This is a genomic window from Pseudarthrobacter sp. MOO13 (genome assembly GCF_058267655.1).
In genome coordinates this window covers 1,461,275-1,480,292 of record NZ_CM177848.1, presented here as the reverse complement: position 1 = coordinate 1,480,292, position 19,018 = coordinate 1,461,275, and the positions used below count along the sequence as shown (strand labels likewise).

The window sequence follows — 19,018 nt, the reverse complement described above, 5'->3', positions numbered from 1 at the left end:
GTCACCCGGCAGTCAGTTCGACGTCCAGGCCCAGGTCCAGGGCGGCCACGGTGTGCGTGAGGGCCCCCACCGAGATGACGTCCACGCCGGTGGCGGCGATCGCCGCGACAGTCTCGAGGTTGACGTTGCCGCTGGCCTCCACCAGGGCACGTCCGGCAACCAGGGCCACTCCGGCCTGCAGTTCCGGCACCGTGAAGTTGTCCAGCATGATGGTGTCCACCCCTGCCGCGAGGACGGGCTCGATCTGGTCCATCCGGTCGACTTCCACTTCGAAGTGGGTGGTGTGTCCCAGCTGTGCCTTGGCTGCCAGCAGGAGCCCGGTGAGTTTGGCAGGGTCTCCGCCCGTCATCACGGCCAGGTGGTTGTCCTTGGCCAGGACGGCGTCCGAGAGGCTGTACCGGTGGTTGGAGCCGCCGCCGCACCGGACGGCGAATCGTTCCAGGACGCGCAGGCCGGGGGTGGTCTTGCGGGTGTCGGTGATGCGGGCGCGGGTGCCTTCCGTGAGCCGGACGAACCCCGCGGTCTTGGTGGCGATCGCGGACATCCGCTGGACCAGGTTGAGCGCCACGCGTTCGGCCAGCAGCACCGAACGCGCGGATCCGCTGACCCGGGCCAGGTGGGTGCCGGCCGCGAACGCCTGGCCGTCCGCCAGGAGCAGCTCCACCCGGGTGGCAGGGTCCACGAGCTCCATGGCGTCCCGGAAGACGGTGGCGCCGCTGAGGATGCCGGGGACGCGGGCGTTGAGGACGGCGGTGGCGCGCGCTCCGGCGGGGATCAGGAGTTGGGAGGTGATGTCCCCGGAGGGTGCGTCCTCGGCGAGGGCCCGTTCCAGGATCTCCCGTACGGGGGCCGCCGGAAGGGTCAGGTCGAGGGGACGCACGGCAGGGGCGTGGTCGATTACGGCGGGTTCAGTCATGGAGCAGGCTCGCTTTCGGGCGCGGAGGGCAGGTGTTCTCAGGTTCGGCGGCTTCATCGCTGCGGTAGTGGGCGCCCAGCGATTCGGTGCGGTCCAGCGCGGCGGCCACCAGCAGCCGTGCGGCCAGCAGAAGGTTCCGGTCCTCAGGCACCACGGGGTCAGCAGAGGAGGAGCCGGCATCAGGACGGACGACGGCGGCCCAGGACTCGAGCGTGGCGGCAGCCTCCCGCAACAGATGCCCGGAGCGCAGCACGCCGGCATGGGACGTCATGAGGCGGCGAAGAGCGCCCCGCGAAAAGGGTTCCCCCACCTCCCCAGCCCCGCCGAAGCTGGACGGCTTATTTCCGCCTGGCCCACCTGAGCGATCCGCCGTTGGCCCTTCCAAAGTGGCACCCATACCGGACCGAAGCTCGGCGCCTGGGGGTGCTCCGGAAGCGAGCGTCAAGGGGAGGCCGCCCGCGGCCGAGACAGCGAGCGGAGGAGCGCCGTCAGGCGCCACCCAAGCCCCGTCGTCGAGGTCACCGAAGAGGAAGTCTTCAACAGCGCGGCGGCCGAAGACGAGTCCCTCAAGGAGCGAGTTGGACGCCAGCCGGTTAGCACCTTGGACGCCCGTGCACGCAACCTCGCCGGCGGCGTAGAGGCCGGGGACACTGGTGCGGGCGTTGAGGTCGGTGGCCACCCCGCCCATCCAGTAGTGGGCGGCGGGGGCGACGGGGACCAGTTCGCGGGTCCAATCGATGCCGGCCTCAAGGGTTTTCCTGGTGAGGGTGGGGAACCGCCGGCGGAGGAAGCCCTCGCCCTTGGCCTGCTCGATGGCGCGGGCGTCAAGGTAGACGTGGCCGTTGGCGTCGCCGAGCTTGGCCAGGTGCAGGGCGATGCTGCGGGAGACGACGTCGCGGGGCGCGAGCTCGGCGTCGGGATGGTAGGCCTGCATGAAGCGCCTGCCTCCGGCGTCCAGCAGGGTGGCCCCTTCGCCGCGGACCGCCTCGGAGATCAGCAGCGGACCGTCCAGCCGGCCGGGGTGGGCGGTGGCGGAACTGACCAGGCAGGTGGGGTGGAACTGGAAGAATTCGAGGTCTTTCACGGCTGCGCCGGCGCGGACGGCGAGCGCCAGCCCGTCCGCCGTGGCCACGGCCGGGTTGGTGGTTTGGGCGAACAGCTGGCCTGCTCCCCCGCTGGCCAGCAGCACGGCATCGGCCGCCAGGACGGCCGGCCGGCCCGCCTGGAGGTATTCGACTCCGCTGACGCTGCCGCTTGAGATGACCAGGGCGGTTGCCTGGGCTTGGGAAAGAATGCGGAGCGTGCCCCGGTCACGCCGGTCCCGGACCGCCTGGATGAGCGCAGCGGCCACCCGCGCACCCGTGGCGTCCCCGCCCGCATGCAGGATGCGCGGGGCACTGTGCGCGGCTTCGAGCCCAAGCGCCGGGCTGTCGTCGTGCGCGGCGTCAAAGCGGACACCGTACCGCTGGAGCCCGGCGATGTCCCCGCGCGCCTCGGTGCACATCAGCCGGACGGCGGCCTCGTTGCAGTACCCTGCCCCGGCGCGGAGGGTGTCGGCGATATGCGCGGCAACGGTGTCCCCGGGCGACGGTTCGGCGAGCACCGCCGAGATACCGCCCTGGGCGTACCAGGTGTTGCTGTCTTCCAGGGCGCCTTTGGTCAGCAGCACCACGTCCGTACCGGCGTCGGCGGCGAGCAGCGCAGCGTAGAGGCCGGCGATGCCGCTTCCCACGACGGCGAGGCGACCCGCAGGCGTGCCGGGCTCGCGGGTCATTACGGCCTCGCAGCGAGCATGCGCTCGAGTGCCGTCCTGGCGTTGGCCTGCACATCCTCGTCCACGGTGATGCGGTTGACGATTCGGCCGGCGACCAGTTCCTCCAGGACCCAGGCTAGGTAGCCGGGGTGGATGCGGTACATGGTGGAGCAGGGGCAGATCACCGGGTCCAGGCAGAAGATGGTGTGCTGCGGGTATTCGGCGGCGAGACGGTTCACCATGTTGATTTCGGTGCCAATGGCGAACGTGGTGGGCTCGGTGGCGGCCGCGATGGCTTTCTTGATGAAGTCGGTGGAGCCGGCTGAATCGGCGGCGTCCACCACCTCCATGGGGCATTCGGGGTGCACGATGACCTGCACGCCCGGGAAGTCGGCCCGGGCCTTTTCGATCTGCGCCACGTTGAACCGCTTGTGCACGGAGCAGAAGCCGTGCCAGAGGATCACCCGGGAATCGAGCAGTGCCTGTTCGTCGTTGCCGCCGAGGTCCTTGCGCGGGTTCCACATGGGCATCTGGTCCAGGGGAACGCCGAGCGCCTTGGCGGTGTTGCGGCCCAGGTGCTGGTCGGGGAAGAACAGCACCCGCTGCCCGCGCTGGAACGCCCACTCCAGGACTGTCCTGGCGTTGGAGGAGGTGCAGACGATGCCGCCGTGTTCGCCGCAGAACGCTTTCAGGGCTGCGGAGGAATTCATGTAGGTGACGGGGATGACCGGAACCCGGCCCTCGGCGTCGGGCTCGGTGCCGAAGATTTCTGCCAGCTGCTCCCAGCATTCCTCCACGGAGTCTTCGTCCGCCATGTCCGCCATGGAGCAGCCGGCCGCGAGGTTGGGCAGGATGACGGCCTGTTCCGGGGTGGACAGGATGTCCGCCGTCTCGGCCATGAAGTGGACCCCGCAGAAGATGATCGCTTCCGCCTCCGGCCGGGTCAGGGCTGCGTTGGCGAGCTGGAACGAGTCACCCACGAAGTCGGCGTACTGGACCACCTCGTCGCGCTGGTAGAAGTGGCCCAGGATGACGGCACGCCCACCCAGGGTGGCCTTGGCCGCCCTGATCCGTTCACCCAGTTCGGCATCGCCGGCCAGCTTGTATTCCTCCGGCAGCTGGCCCTGGCGTGGCGTGGAGGCGGGAGCGGGGTCGGCGCTTGATGCGCCCGGGCCGTATGCCGGGATGCCTGCAAGCGCCTCGGCGAGGTCGTAGTCCCAGGGACCTTTCGCCAGTGCCGGGCTGCAAGTGCTGCGGTCCGCGGCGGCGCCCTTTTCGGCTTGTTCGCGCGTGATCAGCTGGATTGCCGTATTGACGCTGCTCATGGTGTGCTCCTGTTGTCTGGGTCAAGGCCTGGCCGGCCGGTGTAGCGGTAGAGGCGTGGCGGACGGTGCTTGCCGCCCTGGAGGTATTCCCCGGTTTCTTCGATTTCCGGGGTGGACTTGAGTTGGCGGCGGAAGTTGGCGGGATCCAGCTGGCGGTCCAGGACGGCTTCATAGACTTCGCGGACCTGGGCCAGGGTGAAGTACTCCCCCAGCAGGTGGTAGGCAATGGAGCCGTAGGCGAGCTTGTTGCGCAGGCGCCAGAGGGCGTAGTCGACGATCGCGTTGTGGTCGAAGGCCAAGTCCCCCAGGCGGTCGGCCCGGAACCACCTGACGTTCTCGGACTCGTCCGCGAGCGCCGCTTCCGTGGGCTGGACCAGGGCCCAGTAGACGATCGAAACCACGCGCTGGGTGGGTGAGCGGTGCAGGCCGCCGAACGCATACAACTGCTCGAAGTAGCTGGGGCTCAGTCCCGTGGTTTCCCGGAGGTTCCTGGATGCGGCGTCCTGCAGCGACTCGTCGTGGCTCAGGGGCCCGCCCGGCAGCGCCCACAGGCCTTTGAAGGGTTCCCTGATCCGTCGGACCAGCGGCAGCCACAAGGTGGGACGGCCCGAGGTGGCGCTCGGGCGCAGGGCGAAGATCACCGTGGAAATGGCGAGCGACGGCGGCGCGGCCTGCCGCTCGGACACGTTGGCTGAGCTGTAGTACACCGTCACACCCCCTTCCACCACCCCGTCCTCGGGGCCCGAAATCCTAGTTATGGTCACTTTGACCAAAACTAATTTTACGGCCAGCCCGACGGAAAAGGAAATGTTTCCGCGCCGGCGGCCCAGGCGCCGCAGCGTCCCCGGGAAGCCGCAACCTGGTGCAGGGACGGGGCGCGCGTTTTTGGCCGGCTGCCGGAAGCGGTAAATTCAAGTGGTCCCACAAGGACCTCCGGCCCACGGGACCGGACCCCGAACCAACCCCAAGAAGGTTTACCGCCCCATGACGATGAAGTCCGCCCCGACCACATCCACCACAGCGCCACCCAAGGCTCCGGCAGGCCACAGCATGAAGCCGCGCCAGCTCACCATGATGGGGCTGGGCAGCGCCATCGGTGCCGGATTGTTCCTGGGATCGGGCGCCGGCGTGCAGGCGGCCGGCCCGGCGGTCCTCATCTCCTACCTGGTGGCGGGGACCCTCATCATCCTGGTGATGTGGGCCCTGGGTGAGATGGCAGCCGCGAACCCGAACAGCGGAGCGTTCTCGGTCTACGCCGCACGCGCCCTGGGCCGCACCGCGGGAGCCACCATCGGGTGGCTTTGGTGGCTGCAGCTGGTGGTGGTGATCGCGGCCGAAGCCCTGGGCGCGGCCGGCCTGCTGTTCTCCGTCTGGCCCGTGGTGCCGGTCTGGGCGCTGGCACTGCTGTTCATGGTGGTCTTCACCGGAATCAACCTGGCCGGCGTCCGGAACTTCGGCGAGTTCGAGTTCTGGTTCGCCATCCTCAAGGTGGCCGTCATCGTCCTGTTCCTGGCGGTCGGCGCCGCCTTGCTCCTGGGCCTGCTGCCAGGCGTCGAGTCCCCCGGCGCGTCAAACCTCACCACCAACTTTGCCCCGCAGGGACTGGGCGGGGTGGCGTCGGCCCTCTTCGTGGTGATCTTCGCGTTCGGAGGCACGGAAATCGTCTCCGTCGCCGCGGCCGAAACCGAGGATCCCCAGCGCAGCGTCGGCAAAGCCATCCGGACCGTGGTGTGGCGGATCCTGGTGTTCTACATCGGCTCGGTCTTCGTCATCGCCGCGGTCCTTCCGGCCACGTCCGCGGGCCTTGCCTCGCCTTTCGCCGGAGTGCTCGACGCCGCCCGGATCCCCGGCGCGTCCACCGCCATCACCCTGGTGGCCGTCGTCGCGCTCCTCTCGGCACTGAACGCGAACCTCTATGGCGCCTCCCGCATGGCGTACTCGCTGGCGCGGCGGGGCGAGGCGCCGCACCTCCTTGCCCGACTCAACGCCGCCGGCGTCCCCATGCTTGCCGTTACGGTCTCCGTGACCTTCGGCTTCATCGCCACTGTGCTGGAGCTGCTGTTCCCGGAACGGGTCCTGCCCGCGCTGTTCCAGCTGGTGGGCTCTACCTGCCTGGTGGTGTGGGGCAGCGCGCTCGTGTCCCAGCTGATCCTGCGGCGCCGCGCCGACCGGGACGGGGCAGCGCTGCCGCTGCGGATGAAGGGATTCCCGGGCTTGACCATCCTGGGACTGGTCCTGCTGGGCCTGATTTTCGCCGTCGGCTTCAGCGCCGAGGCCAGCCGGGCCCAGCTCCTTGGCACCTTGGCCCTGATCACCGGCATCGCGCTGGCCTGCGCTGCAGCCGCCCGGCTCACCAGCCGGAACGGTGCTGCCAGCAGGTAGAGTGAAACTACCTTTCCAAGGAAGACGCACCGACGCGCCGGGTCCGCCTGGGCGCCGTACCTGATGAGGAACTGACAGCATGAGCGGCAGGCACACCGGACAGCAGCAGGCGCACACGGTCGAGGGCACCGACCCGCAACTCTTCGTGGCGGTGCACGAGCCGGCGGAGGACGCCGGGCTCCGGCCGGTGCTCCTGCTGCACGGGTTCTCCTCCTCGTCCAAACTCAACTGGGAGGACACAGGCTGGGTGGCCGCCCTGCTGGAGGCCGGGCGCCGGGTCGTCACCGTGGACCTTCCCGGCCATGGCCGCAGCGGCGCCCCGGAAGACCGGGACTCATACTCCCCCAGCAGGATCAGGGCGGACCTGCTTCAGGCAGCGTTCGACGCCGGTGCGCGGCCGCTGCACGACGGCGATCCTTCCAGCGGCCTGGACGTGGTGGGATATTCCCTGGGTTCCCGGCTCGCTTGGGAGTTTGCCGCAACCCAGCCGGAACTCGTCCACAGGCTGGTGCTGGGCGGACCCAACAATACCGACCCGCTGGCAGCCTTCGATCTGCGGGCCGCCCAGGACTACCTGGCGGACGGCACGCCGATCGCTGACGAATCGACGGCCCAGCTGCTGAAGATGGCGCTGCTGCTGCCGAGCAACAACATCTTCGCGTTGTTGTCGCTCGTGGAAGCCATCAAGGCGGAGCCCTACGACCCCGCCGAAGCGGTGCCCCACGTACCCATGCTCCTGGTTGCCGGGGACCAGGACGAACGGGCCGGCACGCTGCCCCACCTCGCAGAACTGGCGCGCGGAGCCGGGTCTATGGCCGAGCAGCTGCTCCTGCCGGGCCGGAACCACACCAACGCCATCACCAGCAGGGCCTTCAAGCAGGCCGCCATTTCCTTCCTGGGTGTGTAGCCACCGGCGGCACCCGGCCGCCCCACGGGCTTTCGTTCACACCGGGCCTGGCCCGCGGGGAGGGACAGATGCCGACGCGTTTTGAAGACCGCACGGAAGCGGGGGTGCGCCTGGCTGCCGCGCTTTCAGCGTTCCAGGAGCGGCCCGGTACCGTGGTCCTTGGCCTTGCCCGCGGCGGCATCCCGGTAGCGGCGGCCACAGCACGTGCCCTCCACCTTCCCTTGGGTGCTGTCCTGGTGCGGAAGCTGGGGATCCCCGGCTATGAGGAAACCGCCTACGGTGCCCTGGCCTGGACATCCGGAAGGATCGTCCGGCTGATCAACAAGCCCCTGCGGGAGCGGGTCCTCCAGCACGGCGTTCGCCGGGAGTGGCTGGATGGCGTGGAGGACCGCGAACGCAGCGAAATCCTGCGCCGGGCCGCCCTGTATCCGGGAACCGGCATGGACCTGGCCGGCAAGGCCGTCCTGCTCGTGGATGACGGCCTGGCCACCGGCGCCACCATGCGGGCCGCCGTCGAGGCCGTGCGCGCCGGCGGTGCGGCAACCGTGGTGGCCGCAGCTCCGGTGGGCTCCGTTGACGCCGAGGCCTCGCTGGAGCGCGTGTGCGACGCCGTCATATGCCTGCACCTGCCGGGAAAGTTCCGGGCCGTGGGCAGCTTCTACCGGCACTTCGGGCAGCTGACCGACGACGACGCCATCACCGCGCTGCGACAGGGACCGCCGCTGCCGCACGCCGCAGGCCCGGAGCAAAGTCCGGGCCTGCGGAGCTGAGGACCGGCGAGCCGGCCACGCAACAGTGTTAGTGGTGGCTGCTGACGCCCAGCGGCCGCCCCTTGGTTTCCTTGGCCAGCACCACGCCGAGGGCGGAGATGACGCACAGGACCATGATGTAGATGCCGATCGAACCGGCCCACTTGGTGGACTGCAGCAGGGACTCGGCGATGGTGGCGGCAAAGGCCCCGCCCAGGATGGCGCCAAAGGCGTATCCAATGGAGATGCCGGAGTACCGCACTTCGGCCGGGAACATCTCGGCGTACATGGCGGACATGGGGCCGTAGGAAAGGCCCAGGCCAACGGTCAGGACGAACAGGGCCACCCCGTACAGGACAATGTCCTTGGTGTCGATCAGCGCGAACATGGGGATCATCCAGGCGAACACGATGGCGTAGCCGATCAGGAACGTCTTGACGCGGCCGATCCGGTCGGACAACCAGCCGCCCACCAGCGTGAAGATCAGCCAACCGAAGGACGCCAGGGTGGTGGCGAGCAGGATCTGCGGGGTCGGCATCTTCAGGGTCTTGGTGGCGTAGGAGATGAAGAAGGCGATGAGCAGGTAGCCGGCTGCGTTGTTGCCGATGAAGATCATGGTCGAGTAGAGGACGGGCTTCTTGTGGTTGCGGACCAGTTCACCCAGGGGCGCCTTGCTTTCCTTCTTCCGCAGTGCCATTTCCTGGAAGACCGGGCTCTCGGCCACGGCGCGGCGGATCAGGTAGCCCACCACGATCAGCACGATGGACAGCAGGAACGGCACCCGCCAGCCCCAGGCTGCGAAGTCTTCCTTGGACATGCCGGTGTTCAGGAAGAACAAGAGGCCGGTGGCCAGGATCATGCCCACCGGGACACCGATCTGCGGGTAGGCGCCGAACAGGCCGCGGCGGTTCAATGGTGCGTGCTCAACGGCCATCAGCGCGGCCCCGCCCCATTCACCGCCTGCCGAGAAGCCCTGGATGATCCGCAGCACGATCAACAGGACTGGGGCCCAAGCCCCGATCTGCGCGTAGGTGGGGAGCACGCCGATCAGTGCGGTGGCCGCACCCATCATCACCAGGGTGAAGACCAGCATGGCCTTGCGTCCCAGGCGGTCGCCGAGGTGCCCGGCAATGACGGCGCCCAGGGGTCGGAACAGGAAGCTGATGCCGATGAGGGCGAAGGACAGGATCTGCGCCAAGCCCGGGTTGGACTCGTTCAGCGGTGCAAGGAACAGCGGCGACAGCAGCGTCGCGGTCAGCTGGGCAAAAATGAAGAAGTCGTACCACTCGATGGTGGTGCCTACGAGGGTGCCCGCGAGGACTTTGCGCTCTTCAGTCCGGCTGCTGGGGCCGGCGGGTGTGTCCACCTTGGAAGGTGTGGTCATTTAAACTCCATTGTTTTTATTGGGCAGCGGTGCCGCCCGGACGCCTCAGGATTACCGACAGAACGGTCAGTTAGTTAGCAGGGTACTACGAAAACGTGATGCGGGACACGGAAGGACCGGCCTGGGTGGGGCCCGCCACCAACTGCGTGTTCGATAATGGAACTCACTGTTCGTATAGAGGACAATACAGTCACGACGCGGCGAGGACAAGGGTCCTGTGCCCGCAGTTTCGGCAACCTAGGATGGACACATGACTCCTCCCGCCGCAGCGCAGGCCGGAGCGGCCCTGCCGCAGGCTTCCCCGTCCCAGACCCTGTCGCGCGGTATCCGTGCCCTCGAGATCCTGGCGGCCGCTCCGGGACCGTTGACCATCGCCGAGCTTGCGGACGCCATGGGTGTCCACCGCTCGGTCGCCTACCGGATCCTGCGTACCCTGGAGGACCATTCGCTCCTGGTGCGCGACGATGCGGGCCGGGTGCAGCCCGGCCCGGGCCTCGCGGTCCTGGCCCGCGGCGTCTCCCGCAACCTGCAGAGCGCCGCGCTTCCTGAGCTGACCCAGCTGGCAAACTCGCTGAACATGACGGCCTTCGTGGCCGTGTGGGACCACCATGACTGCATCACCCTGGTCACGGTGGAACCGCGGCACTCCGGAGCCACTGTGGCCCAGCACCCGGGAACCCGGCATCCCATCAACGCCGGGGCACCCGGGATCGCCATCCAGTCCGCCCTGACGGAGGCCGAGTGGAACAGGCTGGGGACCGGGATTCCCTACCGTCCGGAGGCCACCGAGGCGCGCCGGAAGGGATACTCCGCCAGCCATGACGAGGTCATCGCCGGAGTTTCCTCCCTGGCGGCGCCTGTCCGGGTGCCCGGCGGCCGGCCGGCCGCCCTCGCCGTCGTCTACATCCGGTCGGCCCACGACCCCGAGGCCGTGGGTACCGCCATTGCCGAGAGCGCGGCACGGATCGAGAGCCAGCTGGCCTGAGCCGGTGGACCGCCGGCCACGGGTTCGGCCGTCAGCGCCGCCGGCGGAGTGCGACGGCGGTCCCCGCACCAAGCAGCGCCAACGCTGCGGCCGCGCACACCGGGACCAGGAACGCCGCGCCGGCCCCATGGATCTGGGCCAGCTGCCCGCCAATGGCTGAGCCCACCGCCGTACCGGCGACAATGCCGCTGGCCAGGCCGGTCATCACGGTGCCCAGGCGGCCGGCGGGAGCCAAAGTGCCGCCGACGGCAAACACCGTGACCATGACCGGCCCGACCGGAAGCCCAAGGACCAGCAGGACTGCCGCCATCATGGGCAGGGACGATGGCAACAGCAGGAGGACGGCAAGCGCGGCCATGATGACTGCGCACACCACCCAGCGCAGGGCCAGGCCTGCCTTGCGCGGCCAGTAGGCGACCGAGAGCGCAGCGGCCGCAGAGCTTAGGCCCATGACCGCGTACAGCAATCCCGCGATCTCCGCACCCGCCAGGCCGGCGGAGAAAGCACTGAGGGCCGCTTGGGTGGACCCAAAGAACGTGCCCATGCAGACCATCGCCACCACGGGCAGTGCCACGGCCAAGGGCAGCTTTCGGGATGTCTCAGCGCCCGCGCCTTTCCTGCCCCGGGCGTGCCGGGTGACCGGCACGGCCCGATGGGTGGGGTGAACGGCAAACGCCGGGACAAGCGTGATGGTCAGGGCAGCGGCCAGGGCCAGCGGCAGCCAGGGCGCCACCAGGCTGGCAAGCGCCCCCACGAGCGCGGGCCCCAGGACAAAAGTCACTTCGTCAGCAGTACTTTCGTAGGAGAGCGCGGTGTCCAGGTCGCGTTGGCCGCGGACGTCGGCGCCGGCACCGGCCGCGGCACTTGTCAGTGACATCCACCGGACCCTGGCCAGCGGACCCACCTGCGGGCACGTTGCTCCGGCCGCAAAGGCCGCTGCCAGGACTCCCAGCGGGAATCCGCCGGTTTTTCCGGCGGCAAGGGCGGCCAGGACCAGCACCAGCACGGCCACTGTGTTGAGCACTGCCGATACCAGCAGCACGGGGCGTTGTCCACGCCTGTCGGCCAGTGCCCCAAGGAAGGGAGCGCCCAGTGCCGAGCCAATGCCTACTGCACCGGCGGCCGTCCCTCCGACGGCAAAGGAGCCGCTGACGGAGGTCACCAAGGTCAGGGTGCCGACGGTCAGCATGGCCAGCGGCAGCCGCGCGAAAAGTCCCAGCGGAAGAAAAGTCTTGCCGGCAAGTTCGGGGAGGCGCGCGAAGCGGCCTGCTGCCGTTCCACCGGAATCCCGGTCAGAGTCGTCCCTGGCGGAAGGGCCCGTGCTTCGGGCCGGAGCGTCGCGGGTGGTTGAAGGGGTGGTATGAAGTGTCAATTCCGGGCTCGTTCAATCCATGCGCATCGTCCCTCCTCCCGATGCGCGCAACCCGGTAACGCGGTCCAGTATATCCGCCGGGGTCAGGAAAGTGCGTCCACGCTTTCAGATATCCGCAGCGTGGAGCCGTTCCGGCTCTTGAGCACCTGCAGTTGGGTGCCAATCCGCTGTTTCATCTCGGCCACATGGCTGACCAGCCCCACCACGCGGCCGCCGTCGCGGAGGCCTTCGAGGGCGTCCATGACTTGTTCAAGGGACTGTTCATCCAGGCTGCCGAAGCCTTCGTCAACGAACAGGGTCTCAATTTCAACGCCGCCTGACTCCTGCTGGACCACATCCGCCAGGCCCAGGGCCAGCGACAGCGACGCCATAAAGGATTCGCCGCCGGACAGTGTGGACGTGTCGCGGCGGAAGCCCGTCCACTGGTCCACCACTTCAAGGCCCAATCCCGATTTGGCACCGCGGGCCGCCTTGGCATCGGTGTGCTGCAACAGGTAGCGGCCATCGCTCATGGCCACCAGGCGCTCCGATGCGGCATGGGCGACCTGTTCCAGCCGCGCGGCCAGGACGTAGCTGTTCAGGCTCATCCGGTAGGTGTTCTCCCCCCTGCCCGCGGCCGCTTCGGCCAGCCCGGCGAGCATCTGTGCCCGCTCGGCCGGTTCCCGGGACGAGGACGCCAGGTCCTCATATTCCGCCGCTATCGAGGTAAGGGCCGCCAGGCACCGGCGGGCCAGTCCTGCGGCGAGATCAGCCTCCCGGGCGTCATGGTGAGCGGCAGCAGCCTGGCTGCGGAGTACCTCGAGCCGTTCATCGTCGGGTAGGAAGCCGTCTCCTGCTTCGGCCATGGCCAGCACCAGGTCCTCCGACTCGAACAGCCCGGCTACCCGGGCAGCTTCTTCCCCGGCCGTGCGGACCTCAGCTTCGAGTGCTGCCACTTCCGCAGCTCCCAGCAGTTGGCTGCGAACCTCGGCGGCAGAGGCGAAACCCGCCCCCGGCAGGGCAAGCTCGAGGTTCCCCTCCGCTTCGGCGGCCTGCGCCCTGGCGGTGTCCAGCCGTGATTGCGCTTCAACAGCTTTGTCCAGGACCGCCACGGCGTCTTCAAGGACCCGCAGCCGCCGGTTCAAGGTGCGGTGGTTTCCGCGCAGGCCGGCAAGGGCCCCGTCCAGTGCGGCAGCCTGTTCGGCCAGGTCGGCGAGCAGGACAGCGGTGTGGGACAGCTCAGCCTCCGCGTCTGACAGCGCGGAGCGGGCCTGTTCGATACCTGCATCGAGTGCCTCCAGCCGTTGCCGCTGTTCCTGGAGCTCTTCCGCGGCCTGTTCGGCGGCCTCTGCCGCAGCCAACGCCTCCTCGGCCCCTGTGCGGGCCTCGGCCACGGGGATGGTCCCGCCTTGTCCGGCGAGGACGGCCACCGTTTGCTCGGCTTCGGCGCGTTCGGCGCTGACAGCGCTGTGGGCTGCCTCGGCCGCTTCATAGGCGGCATGGGCCTCTTCCTCGGCCTGGGCCAGCGACGGTCCTTCCGTGCCGGATCCCGCCGGCGCCGGATGTTCTCCGCTTCCACAGACCGGGCAGGGCTCACCGGCCACCAGTTTGGCGGCAAGCTCGGATGCGGCGTTGGCGAGCCGGACCTCCCGCAGGTCCAGCCACCGGCCTTTCGCCTCCAGCAGGCTTTCCCGTGAGTCGTCGTATCGGGCGTTCACGAGGTCCCGGCCCTTCATGGCCGTCCCGTACCGCCGGACGACGTCGAGAAGTTCCGTGGCAGCGGCCGCCTCCTTGCGGCGGAGCGCGGCGTCGGCGGCACGGGGCCCCAGCTGGCCCATGGTTCCGGCCAGCAGCTCCCGGTCCGCCAGCAACTGCGCAACCCGGCTTCCCAGCGTCTCCACGTCCAGCCTGAGTTCGTCCTGCCTGCCGGCCAGGCTGCGGTGGCGCCCGTACAGCTCCTGCAGCCTCTGCTCATCCGGCAGCCGTGCTTCGACGACGGCCAGCAGCGACCGAAGCCGGGCCAGCTCCTGGGCGGCCCCCGGCACGATTTCCGCCGTATTGTGGCCTGCGGAGCCCTTGTGGGTTTGCACCGGCGGCACGGCGGCTTCATCCGCGCCCAAGTTGAGCTGGGCGAGTTCGGTATTGTCCGCGGCAGCCATCCTGAGGAGGGTCATGGCGGCCTCAGCGGCGCCCCCGGCGCTTTGCACTTTGCCGGCCGCCGCATCCACCGCGCGCAGCTGTCCCTGGAGGACTACCGCCTCGCGGTGCCGGCCCAGCCGGGCAGCGAGTTCTTCCTGCCGTGCTGCCCCGTCCTTCACGGCCTGCTGCCGCACGGTGGCCGCTTGGAGTTTGCGGGCCCGCTCGTGCCGTGCGGTTTCCCGTTCCACGTCACTGCGGCGTTCCTGGCTGAGGGATGTCGCGCCCGCTGCGTGCTCCGTGAGCTCTGCCAGTCGCGCAGCAACAGCGGCCTGCAACCAGCCAAGCCTGCCGGCGGTATCCTCTGGCGCCGGTGCCTCGTCCTGCGGGAGCTGGAGCGGCGCGGCCTCGGCTTCGGCACGGGCCGCCAGCATACCCAGCTGGCCGACCAGGGCGGCAACGTCATCCCTGGCCGCGGCGGCCTGGCGGGACAGTTCCTGTTCCAGGGCTTCAAACCGCTGCGTCCCGAAGAGTTTCTGCAGCAGGTCAAGGCGGTCCGCAGCTTTGGACCTGAGGAACGCGGCGAATTCCCCCTGCGGCAGCATGATGACCCGGGTGAACTGTTCACGGTCCATGCCCAGCAAAGCCATGATCTCTGCTCCGGCCTCGTCATTGCGGGCAGATTTTTCCACCCAGGTTCCGCCGACGCGTTCACGGAGCAGGGTTTTGGCCTGCTGGGTGGTGAAACCGTTCCTGCCCCGTGCACTGGGCTTGTCCCATGCGGGCGAGCGGGTGACCTCGAAGCGGCGCCCCTGGGCGGAGAATTCGCAGGTTACGGCCGGCTCCTGGCCGGGCTCCGCATGGTCGCTGCGGAGCCGCTTGCCGTCCTGCCGGGCACCCGGAACGGATCCGTACAGGGCAAAACAGATGGCGTCGAGGACGCTGGTCTTGCCCGCACCGGTAGGCCCGTTCAGCAGGAACAGGCCGTGGGCGCTGAGCCGGTCGAAATCGACGTCTTCTGTTCCGGCGAACGGGCCGAAGCCTGAGATGCGCAGATGGTGGATCCTCACCGCGAGGCCTTCCAGCAGGCGGACGTTCTCCAACGCGGCGGCGAGCGCCTCTTGTTCATCCTGGTCCGCGCTGCGCCCGCGCACGTGGTCCAGGAAGCCGCAGCACACGGCGAGGTCGTCCGGGGCATGGGCAAGCCTGCTGCTGTAGCTTGCCTGGTCCGGGTCGTTCCCGCCTTGCGGGTCGAAAGCCAGGACCAGGGTCTCAGGGAACCGCGCACGGAGCCGCTCCATCGCCCGCACGGGACGCTGGGCATCAGTGAGGGTGACCTGGCAGTAGGCGGTCTCGGCCCAGGCATGCCCGGGCTCCTCAAGGAGCTCGGCCAGGGTGCCGCGCAGCACGGCAAGGGTTCGCGGGGCATCCCACTGCATCTCCTGCACCGAGGTGACTCCATCCGGCTCCAGGTCCACGAGCCAGGCACCTTTCCGCTGCGTGGACTCGGAAAAGGAATAGGCCAGCGGGGAGCCCGAATAGCGCACGCGCTCAGACAGCGCCTGGCGTCCGTGGAGATGGCCGAGTGCGGTGTAGCTGAATCCGTCGAACAGGTCCAGGGGAACGGCACCCACGCCGCCGATGCTGAGGTCCCGCTCGCTGTCCGAGCTGATGCCGCCGCTGGCGAAGGTGTGGGCCAGGACCACCGAATGGACGGTGGCGGCGGTTGTACGCCGTGCGATGTCGGCCCGGATAAGGGCGGTGGCCGCCCGGGTCACGTCGAAGTGGCTTGCCGTTTCCACGCCCAGCTGGTCGGCAACGAGCCGGGGTTCAAGCCAGGGAATGCCGTACAGGGCCAGGACGGCGTCCCGGCCCGCGGCGTCCTGCCCGAGCGGCAGCAGCAGTGGATGGTCAAGCTCAGCCACCTTGGTGCGCAGGTGGACTCCCCCGCGTTCCAGCAGCCGTGAGGCGAAACCCAGCCGGATTGCGGAGTCGTGGTTGCCACTGGTGATCACCACCTTGGCTCCGGCGGAGGTGAGCCTAACCAAGGCGTCATCGAGCAAGTGGACCACGTCCACCCCTGGCAGTGCCCGGTCGTAGACATCGCCGGCAATCAGGACGACGTCGATGCGCTCCCGTTCCACCGTTGCCACCATCTGGTCGATGAAGGCCCGCTGGGCGTCCAGCATGCCAACGCCGTGGAAGGACCGGCCCAGGTGCCAGTCCGAGGTATGAAGTAACCGCATATAACTACGCTATCGGCAGCCACTGACAGTGGCGGAAACCGCCGCGGCCCGGACTGATCAGGATCGCTTGCCCTCGAAGAACTCCTGGGCCTCGCTGACGTTGCGTGCCTGCCCCTCCGGTGCGGCAGTGCGTGCCGCCGAAGGGTTCGGCTCCGCACCCGGAGCGTCGGCGTCATCGTCGATCCGGGACTGGACCGGCGAAGACCCGGCCCCGGCGTCCCCGCCACCTGCTTCCACACTCGCGTCGTCGTCGTGGTCGGCAGCGTCCGCCGCTGCGGCGCTGTGCGGGGCGTCAGCCGTGCCTGAAATCCGGAACACCAGGCCTGCGATGGCGGCGCCGGCCAGCGGGGCCACCAGGAATACCCACACCTGGCCCAGCGCCGCACCGGAGCTGAAAACGGCAGAGGCGAGGGCCCGGGCGGGGTTGAAAGGCAGGTTGCCGACGGACTGGCCCACCTGGAGCAGCGCCGCGAAGGACAGGCCGACGGCAACGGCGGCAACCGTCCGGCTGCTGCCCTCCACGCCGGCGTTATCGCGCAGGCCGCCGTTGTCCCGGCCGGCAGCGCCCAGGAAGATTGCCACGATGATTGCGGCTCCCAGCAATTCCAGCAGCACAACCGCGGCAAGGGGTGCCTGGATGATGGAATGGTCGCCGAAGCCGGCGGCCACCGTATCGAAGGCGGTCCGGCTGTCGGGAATGCCGGGCAGGGTACGCAGGATGCCGAACAAGGCAAGGGCACCCACCAGGGCGCCCACGAGCTGGGCGGCGGCGTACGCTGCGGCCGCCCCGGCCCGGATCCGGCCGGCCAGGAGATGGCCCAAGGTGATGGCCGGGTTGAAGTGGCCACCGGAGATATGCCCGAAAGCGAGCATGGCGGCCGTGATGGCGAGGCCGGCAGCCAGGGCCGCGGGTACCGGGCTGGACTGCGGAATGCTGAACAGCGGTACGCCCAGCCCGGCCACCGCCAGGAAGAGGCTGCCGAAAGCCTCGGCTGCCAGGCGGGGCAGCAGTGCCCGGCTGGCGGGATCCGTGCCGCCGGGCTGCAGTGCGTCGCGGGCTGGGACAGGGGTGCTCATGGCTGGACCTTTGCTCGTCGGGTGCTTTCTGGGGTTGCGGAGCCGCCCCGGCCGGCAGGGGCGGCGGGCAGCGCAGGCAACCCGAGCAGTATTCCAGCCGAGTCTGGGCGTTTGCTGGACACCTGCTGTCCACACCCGCTTCCCGGTTCCCCACCGCCGGACGCGCCCCCAACCGTTCGGAGTGCGTCCGGACGGTAAATTTGTCTCCATGAGCATCGACCACGGCACGCCCAATCCCCAGTCCCGGATCCACGGCTCCCTCTTGGGCGGGGCCCTGGGCGACGCGCTGGGCTACGCCGTGGAGTTCGATTCCATCGACGAGATCCGCCGGCGGTTCGGCGCCCACGGCCTGACAGACTTTGAAGACCTCTCCGGCCCCTGCCATTTCTCCGACGACACGCAATTGACCCTCTACACCGTGGACGGCCTGGTGGAGGCGCTGGAGTGGGCCAACTCCGGTGTGGGCGCGGACGTGAATGCGTGCGTCTGGCTGGCCTACCTGCGCTGGCTGGCCACTCAGGGCATAGACGCCGGGCCGTCCGCACCGGCTCCCCAGCCGCGCTGGATCGACGGCAACGACGTGCTGCGGCAGCAGCGCCACCCGGAGCAGGACTGCATCAGCGGCCTGGCCACCGGTGAGATGGGAACGTCGGTGCGGCCCGTTAATCCGGACTCGAAAGGTGCCGGCACGGTGATGCGCTCGGCGCCGTTCGGGTTGATCCCGCACATCTCGCCCGAGGCGGCCTATAAGTTGAGTTCCGATGCCGCGTCACTGACCCACGGCCACCCGGCAGCACGCCAAAGTTCCGGTGTCTTCAGCCTCCTGATCCACCGCCTGGTCGCCGGAGAGGAGCTCCGGGAAGCCGCCGCCGCCGTGACCGCGCACGCGGCCACCATCCCGCACGTGGCACCGGAGCTGCCCCACCGGCTTGAAACGGCCCTGCGGCTCGCAGACACGGCAGTTCTTCCGCCCGAGGAACTGATCCAGGCACTGGGCGAGGGCTGGTTCGCGGAGGAGGCTCTCGCCGTCGCACTCTACGCCGTCCTCGCCACGCTTCCGCCCGGGGGCGCCCCGGTGCTGCCGGAACAGCACTTCCGGGACGCCATGGCCGTGGCGGTGAACCACAGCGGCGGCAGCGACACCGCCGGCTCCCTGGCGGGCAACATCCTGGGCGCCTGGTACGGCGAGGACTGCCTGCCCGCCCCATGGCTCGGCGCCTTGGAAGGCCCGGAGGTGGTCCGTGGGATGGCGGATCAGCTGGTGCGGGTTACGACCGGCGAAGGCTGATGTTGCTGCAGGCCTCGCAGACATCCTCGGGGATCACTCCGCGGCGCTGCAGGAAGCCGAAAATCGTGCAACCCAGGCAGAATCCGGCAAACGCTTCAAGCGATGCCGCGACTACCAGGATCCCCAGCAGCAACCACGCTGCCAGGCCCAGGCCGGACGCGAAGAGCAGCAGGGCGGCCGTGGAGACGGCCGCGCCGATGCCCTGGGCAAAGCGCTTTGGCGGCCCGGGAACGAGCTTCACCTTTCCCAGCCGCGGGGTGATGACCTTCACGGAGAGGACGGCCAACGGTGAGATCCGCGGGCCGAAGAGCAGCCGCAGCCAGAACCCGACGGCGATGGCCAGCAGGCCCCACACGGAACCAGTCACTGCCGTGACCACCGAGAGCAGTACCACCAGGGCGGCCGTGGTGCGGGCCGCGTACTCGTTGACCGGGTTGGGGAAAGCGAACAAGGAGCTCATCACGCCAGGCTAGGAGGGTAGCGCCCGGCGGCCAAGATTTGTTGCGCCCGATGAACCCC

General features: G+C 69.1%; 14 protein-coding genes and 1 pseudogene. 5 read left to right on the top strand and 10 right to left on the bottom strand.

The features are described 5' to 3' along the window. Position 1: 1 nt before the first annotated feature. From nadC to AC4EEO_RS06905, 4 genes are read right to left on the bottom strand one after another with little or no spacing between them, the layout of a single operon-like run. Positions 2–916, bottom strand: a complete 915-nt coding sequence (gene nadC / locus AC4EEO_RS06920; protein ID WP_491340153.1) for a carboxylating nicotinate-nucleotide diphosphorylase — start codon at positions 914–916, stop codon at positions 2–4. Then, positions 909–2,690, bottom strand: coding sequence for an L-aspartate oxidase (nadB, locus tag AC4EEO_RS06915; RefSeq protein ID WP_491340152.1), 1,782 nt, complete (start codon positions 2,688–2,690; stop codon positions 909–911). Before nadB ends, nadC begins: the two co-directional genes overlap by 8 nt. After that, a complete protein-coding gene (gene nadA, locus AC4EEO_RS06910) occupies positions 2,690–3,994 on the bottom strand; it encodes a quinolinate synthase NadA (RefSeq protein ID WP_491340151.1) in 1,305 nt (434 codons plus the stop codon). Before nadA ends, nadB begins: the two co-directional genes overlap by 1 nt. Beyond that, positions 3,991–4,701 carry an NUDIX hydrolase gene (locus AC4EEO_RS06905; protein ID WP_491340404.1) on the bottom strand — a complete coding sequence of 237 codons (711 nt, stop codon included), beginning with the start codon at positions 4,699–4,701 and terminating at the stop codon, positions 3,991–3,993. Before AC4EEO_RS06905 ends, nadA begins: the two co-directional genes overlap by 4 nt. A 277-nt stretch (positions 4,702–4,978) precedes the next feature. On the opposite strand from AC4EEO_RS06905, the gene AC4EEO_RS06900 reads away from it, so the two are divergent. The 3 genes from AC4EEO_RS06900 to AC4EEO_RS06890 all read left to right on the top strand — a co-directional run bounded on the left by AC4EEO_RS06900 (position 4,979) and on the right by AC4EEO_RS06890 (position 8,053). Then, positions 4,979–6,376, top strand: a complete 1,398-nt coding sequence (locus AC4EEO_RS06900; protein WP_491340150.1) for an amino acid permease — start codon at positions 4,979–4,981, stop codon at positions 6,374–6,376. 79 nt (positions 6,377–6,455) lie between these two features. After that, positions 6,456–7,283, top strand: a complete 828-nt coding sequence (locus AC4EEO_RS06895) for an alpha/beta fold hydrolase (RefSeq protein ID WP_285319904.1) — start codon at positions 6,456–6,458, stop codon at positions 7,281–7,283. Between the two features lie 68 nt (positions 7,284–7,351). Then, the gene (locus AC4EEO_RS06890; RefSeq protein ID WP_491340149.1) at positions 7,352–8,053 is read left to right on the top strand and encodes a phosphoribosyltransferase; all 702 of its coding nucleotides are present in this window, start codon (positions 7,352–7,354) and stop codon (positions 8,051–8,053) included. A gap of 28 nt (positions 8,054–8,081) precedes the next feature. On the opposite strand, the gene AC4EEO_RS06885 is transcribed toward AC4EEO_RS06890, so the two are convergent. Then, positions 8,082–9,416: an MFS transporter gene (locus AC4EEO_RS06885; RefSeq protein WP_018760081.1), complete on the bottom strand. Its 1,335-nt coding sequence runs from the start codon at positions 9,414–9,416 to the stop codon at positions 8,082–8,084. Between the two features lie 250 nt (positions 9,417–9,666). Here AC4EEO_RS06885 and AC4EEO_RS06880 point away from each other — a divergent pair, with 250 nt between their 5' ends. Next, positions 9,667–10,401 (top strand): IclR family transcriptional regulator, encoded by a 735-nt coding sequence (locus AC4EEO_RS06880; RefSeq protein WP_018760082.1) that lies wholly within the window; start codon positions 9,667–9,669, stop codon positions 10,399–10,401. 31 nt (positions 10,402–10,432) lie between these two features. Here AC4EEO_RS06880 and AC4EEO_RS06875 read toward each other — a convergent pair whose 3' ends face one another. The 4 genes and pseudogenes from AC4EEO_RS06875 to AC4EEO_RS06860 form a co-directional block, all read right to left on the bottom strand. Further along, positions 10,433–11,773 carry an MFS transporter gene (locus AC4EEO_RS06875; RefSeq protein ID WP_491340148.1) on the bottom strand — a complete coding sequence of 447 codons (1,341 nt, stop codon included), beginning with the start codon at positions 11,771–11,773 and terminating at the stop codon, positions 10,433–10,435. 83 nt (positions 11,774–11,856) lie between these two features. Beyond that, positions 11,857–14,958: an AAA family ATPase gene (locus tag AC4EEO_RS06870; protein WP_491340403.1), complete on the bottom strand. Its 3,102-nt coding sequence runs from the start codon at positions 14,956–14,958 to the stop codon at positions 11,857–11,859. Positions 14,959–14,967: 9 nt separating this feature from the next. Next, positions 14,968–16,134, bottom strand: a pseudogene (locus AC4EEO_RS06865) (exonuclease SbcCD subunit D); the annotation flags it as partial. Positions 16,135–16,191: 57 nt separating this feature from the next. Next, positions 16,192–17,211, bottom strand: coding sequence for an MIP/aquaporin family protein (locus tag AC4EEO_RS06860; protein ID WP_491340147.1), 1,020 nt, complete (start codon positions 17,209–17,211; stop codon positions 16,192–16,194). 208 nt (positions 17,212–17,419) lie between these two features. Between AC4EEO_RS06860 and AC4EEO_RS06855 the strand changes: the two genes are divergently transcribed. Next, complete coding sequence (locus AC4EEO_RS06855) at positions 17,420–18,499, top strand: ADP-ribosylglycohydrolase family protein (RefSeq protein ID WP_491340146.1); 1,080 nt, start codon at positions 17,420–17,422, stop codon at positions 18,497–18,499. On the opposite strand, the gene AC4EEO_RS06850 is transcribed toward AC4EEO_RS06855, so the two are convergent. Further along, positions 18,480–18,959, bottom strand: coding sequence for a DUF4395 domain-containing protein (locus tag AC4EEO_RS06850; RefSeq protein WP_026264232.1), 480 nt, complete (start codon positions 18,957–18,959; stop codon positions 18,480–18,482). The two genes, AC4EEO_RS06855 and AC4EEO_RS06850, sit on opposite strands and share 20 nt — an antisense overlap. Between the last annotated feature and the right edge of the window lie 59 nt (positions 18,960–19,018).

Excerpts from the sequence above, each read along its gene's own strand:
- AC4EEO_RS06860 (WP_491340147.1), bottom strand. The coding sequence starts at position 17,211 with ATGAGCACCCCTGTCCCAGCCCGCGACGCACTGCAGCCCGGCGGCACG.
- AC4EEO_RS06890 (WP_491340149.1), top strand. The coding sequence starts at position 7,352 with ATGCCGACGCGTTTTGAAGACCGCACGGAAGCGGGGGTGCGCCTGGCT.
- AC4EEO_RS06850 (WP_026264232.1), bottom strand. The coding sequence starts at position 18,959 with ATGAGCTCCTTGTTCGCTTTCCCCAACCCGGTCAACGAGTACGCGGCC.
- AC4EEO_RS06855 (WP_491340146.1), top strand. The coding sequence starts at position 17,420 with ATGAGCATCGACCACGGCACGCCCAATCCCCAGTCCCGGATCCACGGC.
- AC4EEO_RS06900 (WP_491340150.1), top strand. The coding sequence starts at position 4,979 with ATGACGATGAAGTCCGCCCCGACCACATCCACCACAGCGCCACCCAAG.
- nadA (WP_491340151.1), bottom strand. The coding sequence starts at position 3,994 with ATGAGCAGCGTCAATACGGCAATCCAGCTGATCACGCGCGAACAAGCC.
- AC4EEO_RS06895 (WP_285319904.1), top strand. The coding sequence starts at position 6,456 with ATGAGCGGCAGGCACACCGGACAGCAGCAGGCGCACACGGTCGAGGGC.
- nadC (WP_491340153.1), bottom strand. The coding sequence starts at position 916 with ATGACTGAACCCGCCGTAATCGACCACGCCCCTGCCGTGCGTCCCCTC.
- AC4EEO_RS06885 (WP_018760081.1), bottom strand. The coding sequence starts at position 9,416 with ATGACCACACCTTCCAAGGTGGACACACCCGCCGGCCCCAGCAGCCGG.
- nadB (WP_491340152.1), bottom strand. The coding sequence starts at position 2,690 with ATGACCCGCGAGCCCGGCACGCCTGCGGGTCGCCTCGCCGTCGTGGGA.
- AC4EEO_RS06880 (WP_018760082.1), top strand. The coding sequence starts at position 9,667 with ATGACTCCTCCCGCCGCAGCGCAGGCCGGAGCGGCCCTGCCGCAGGCT.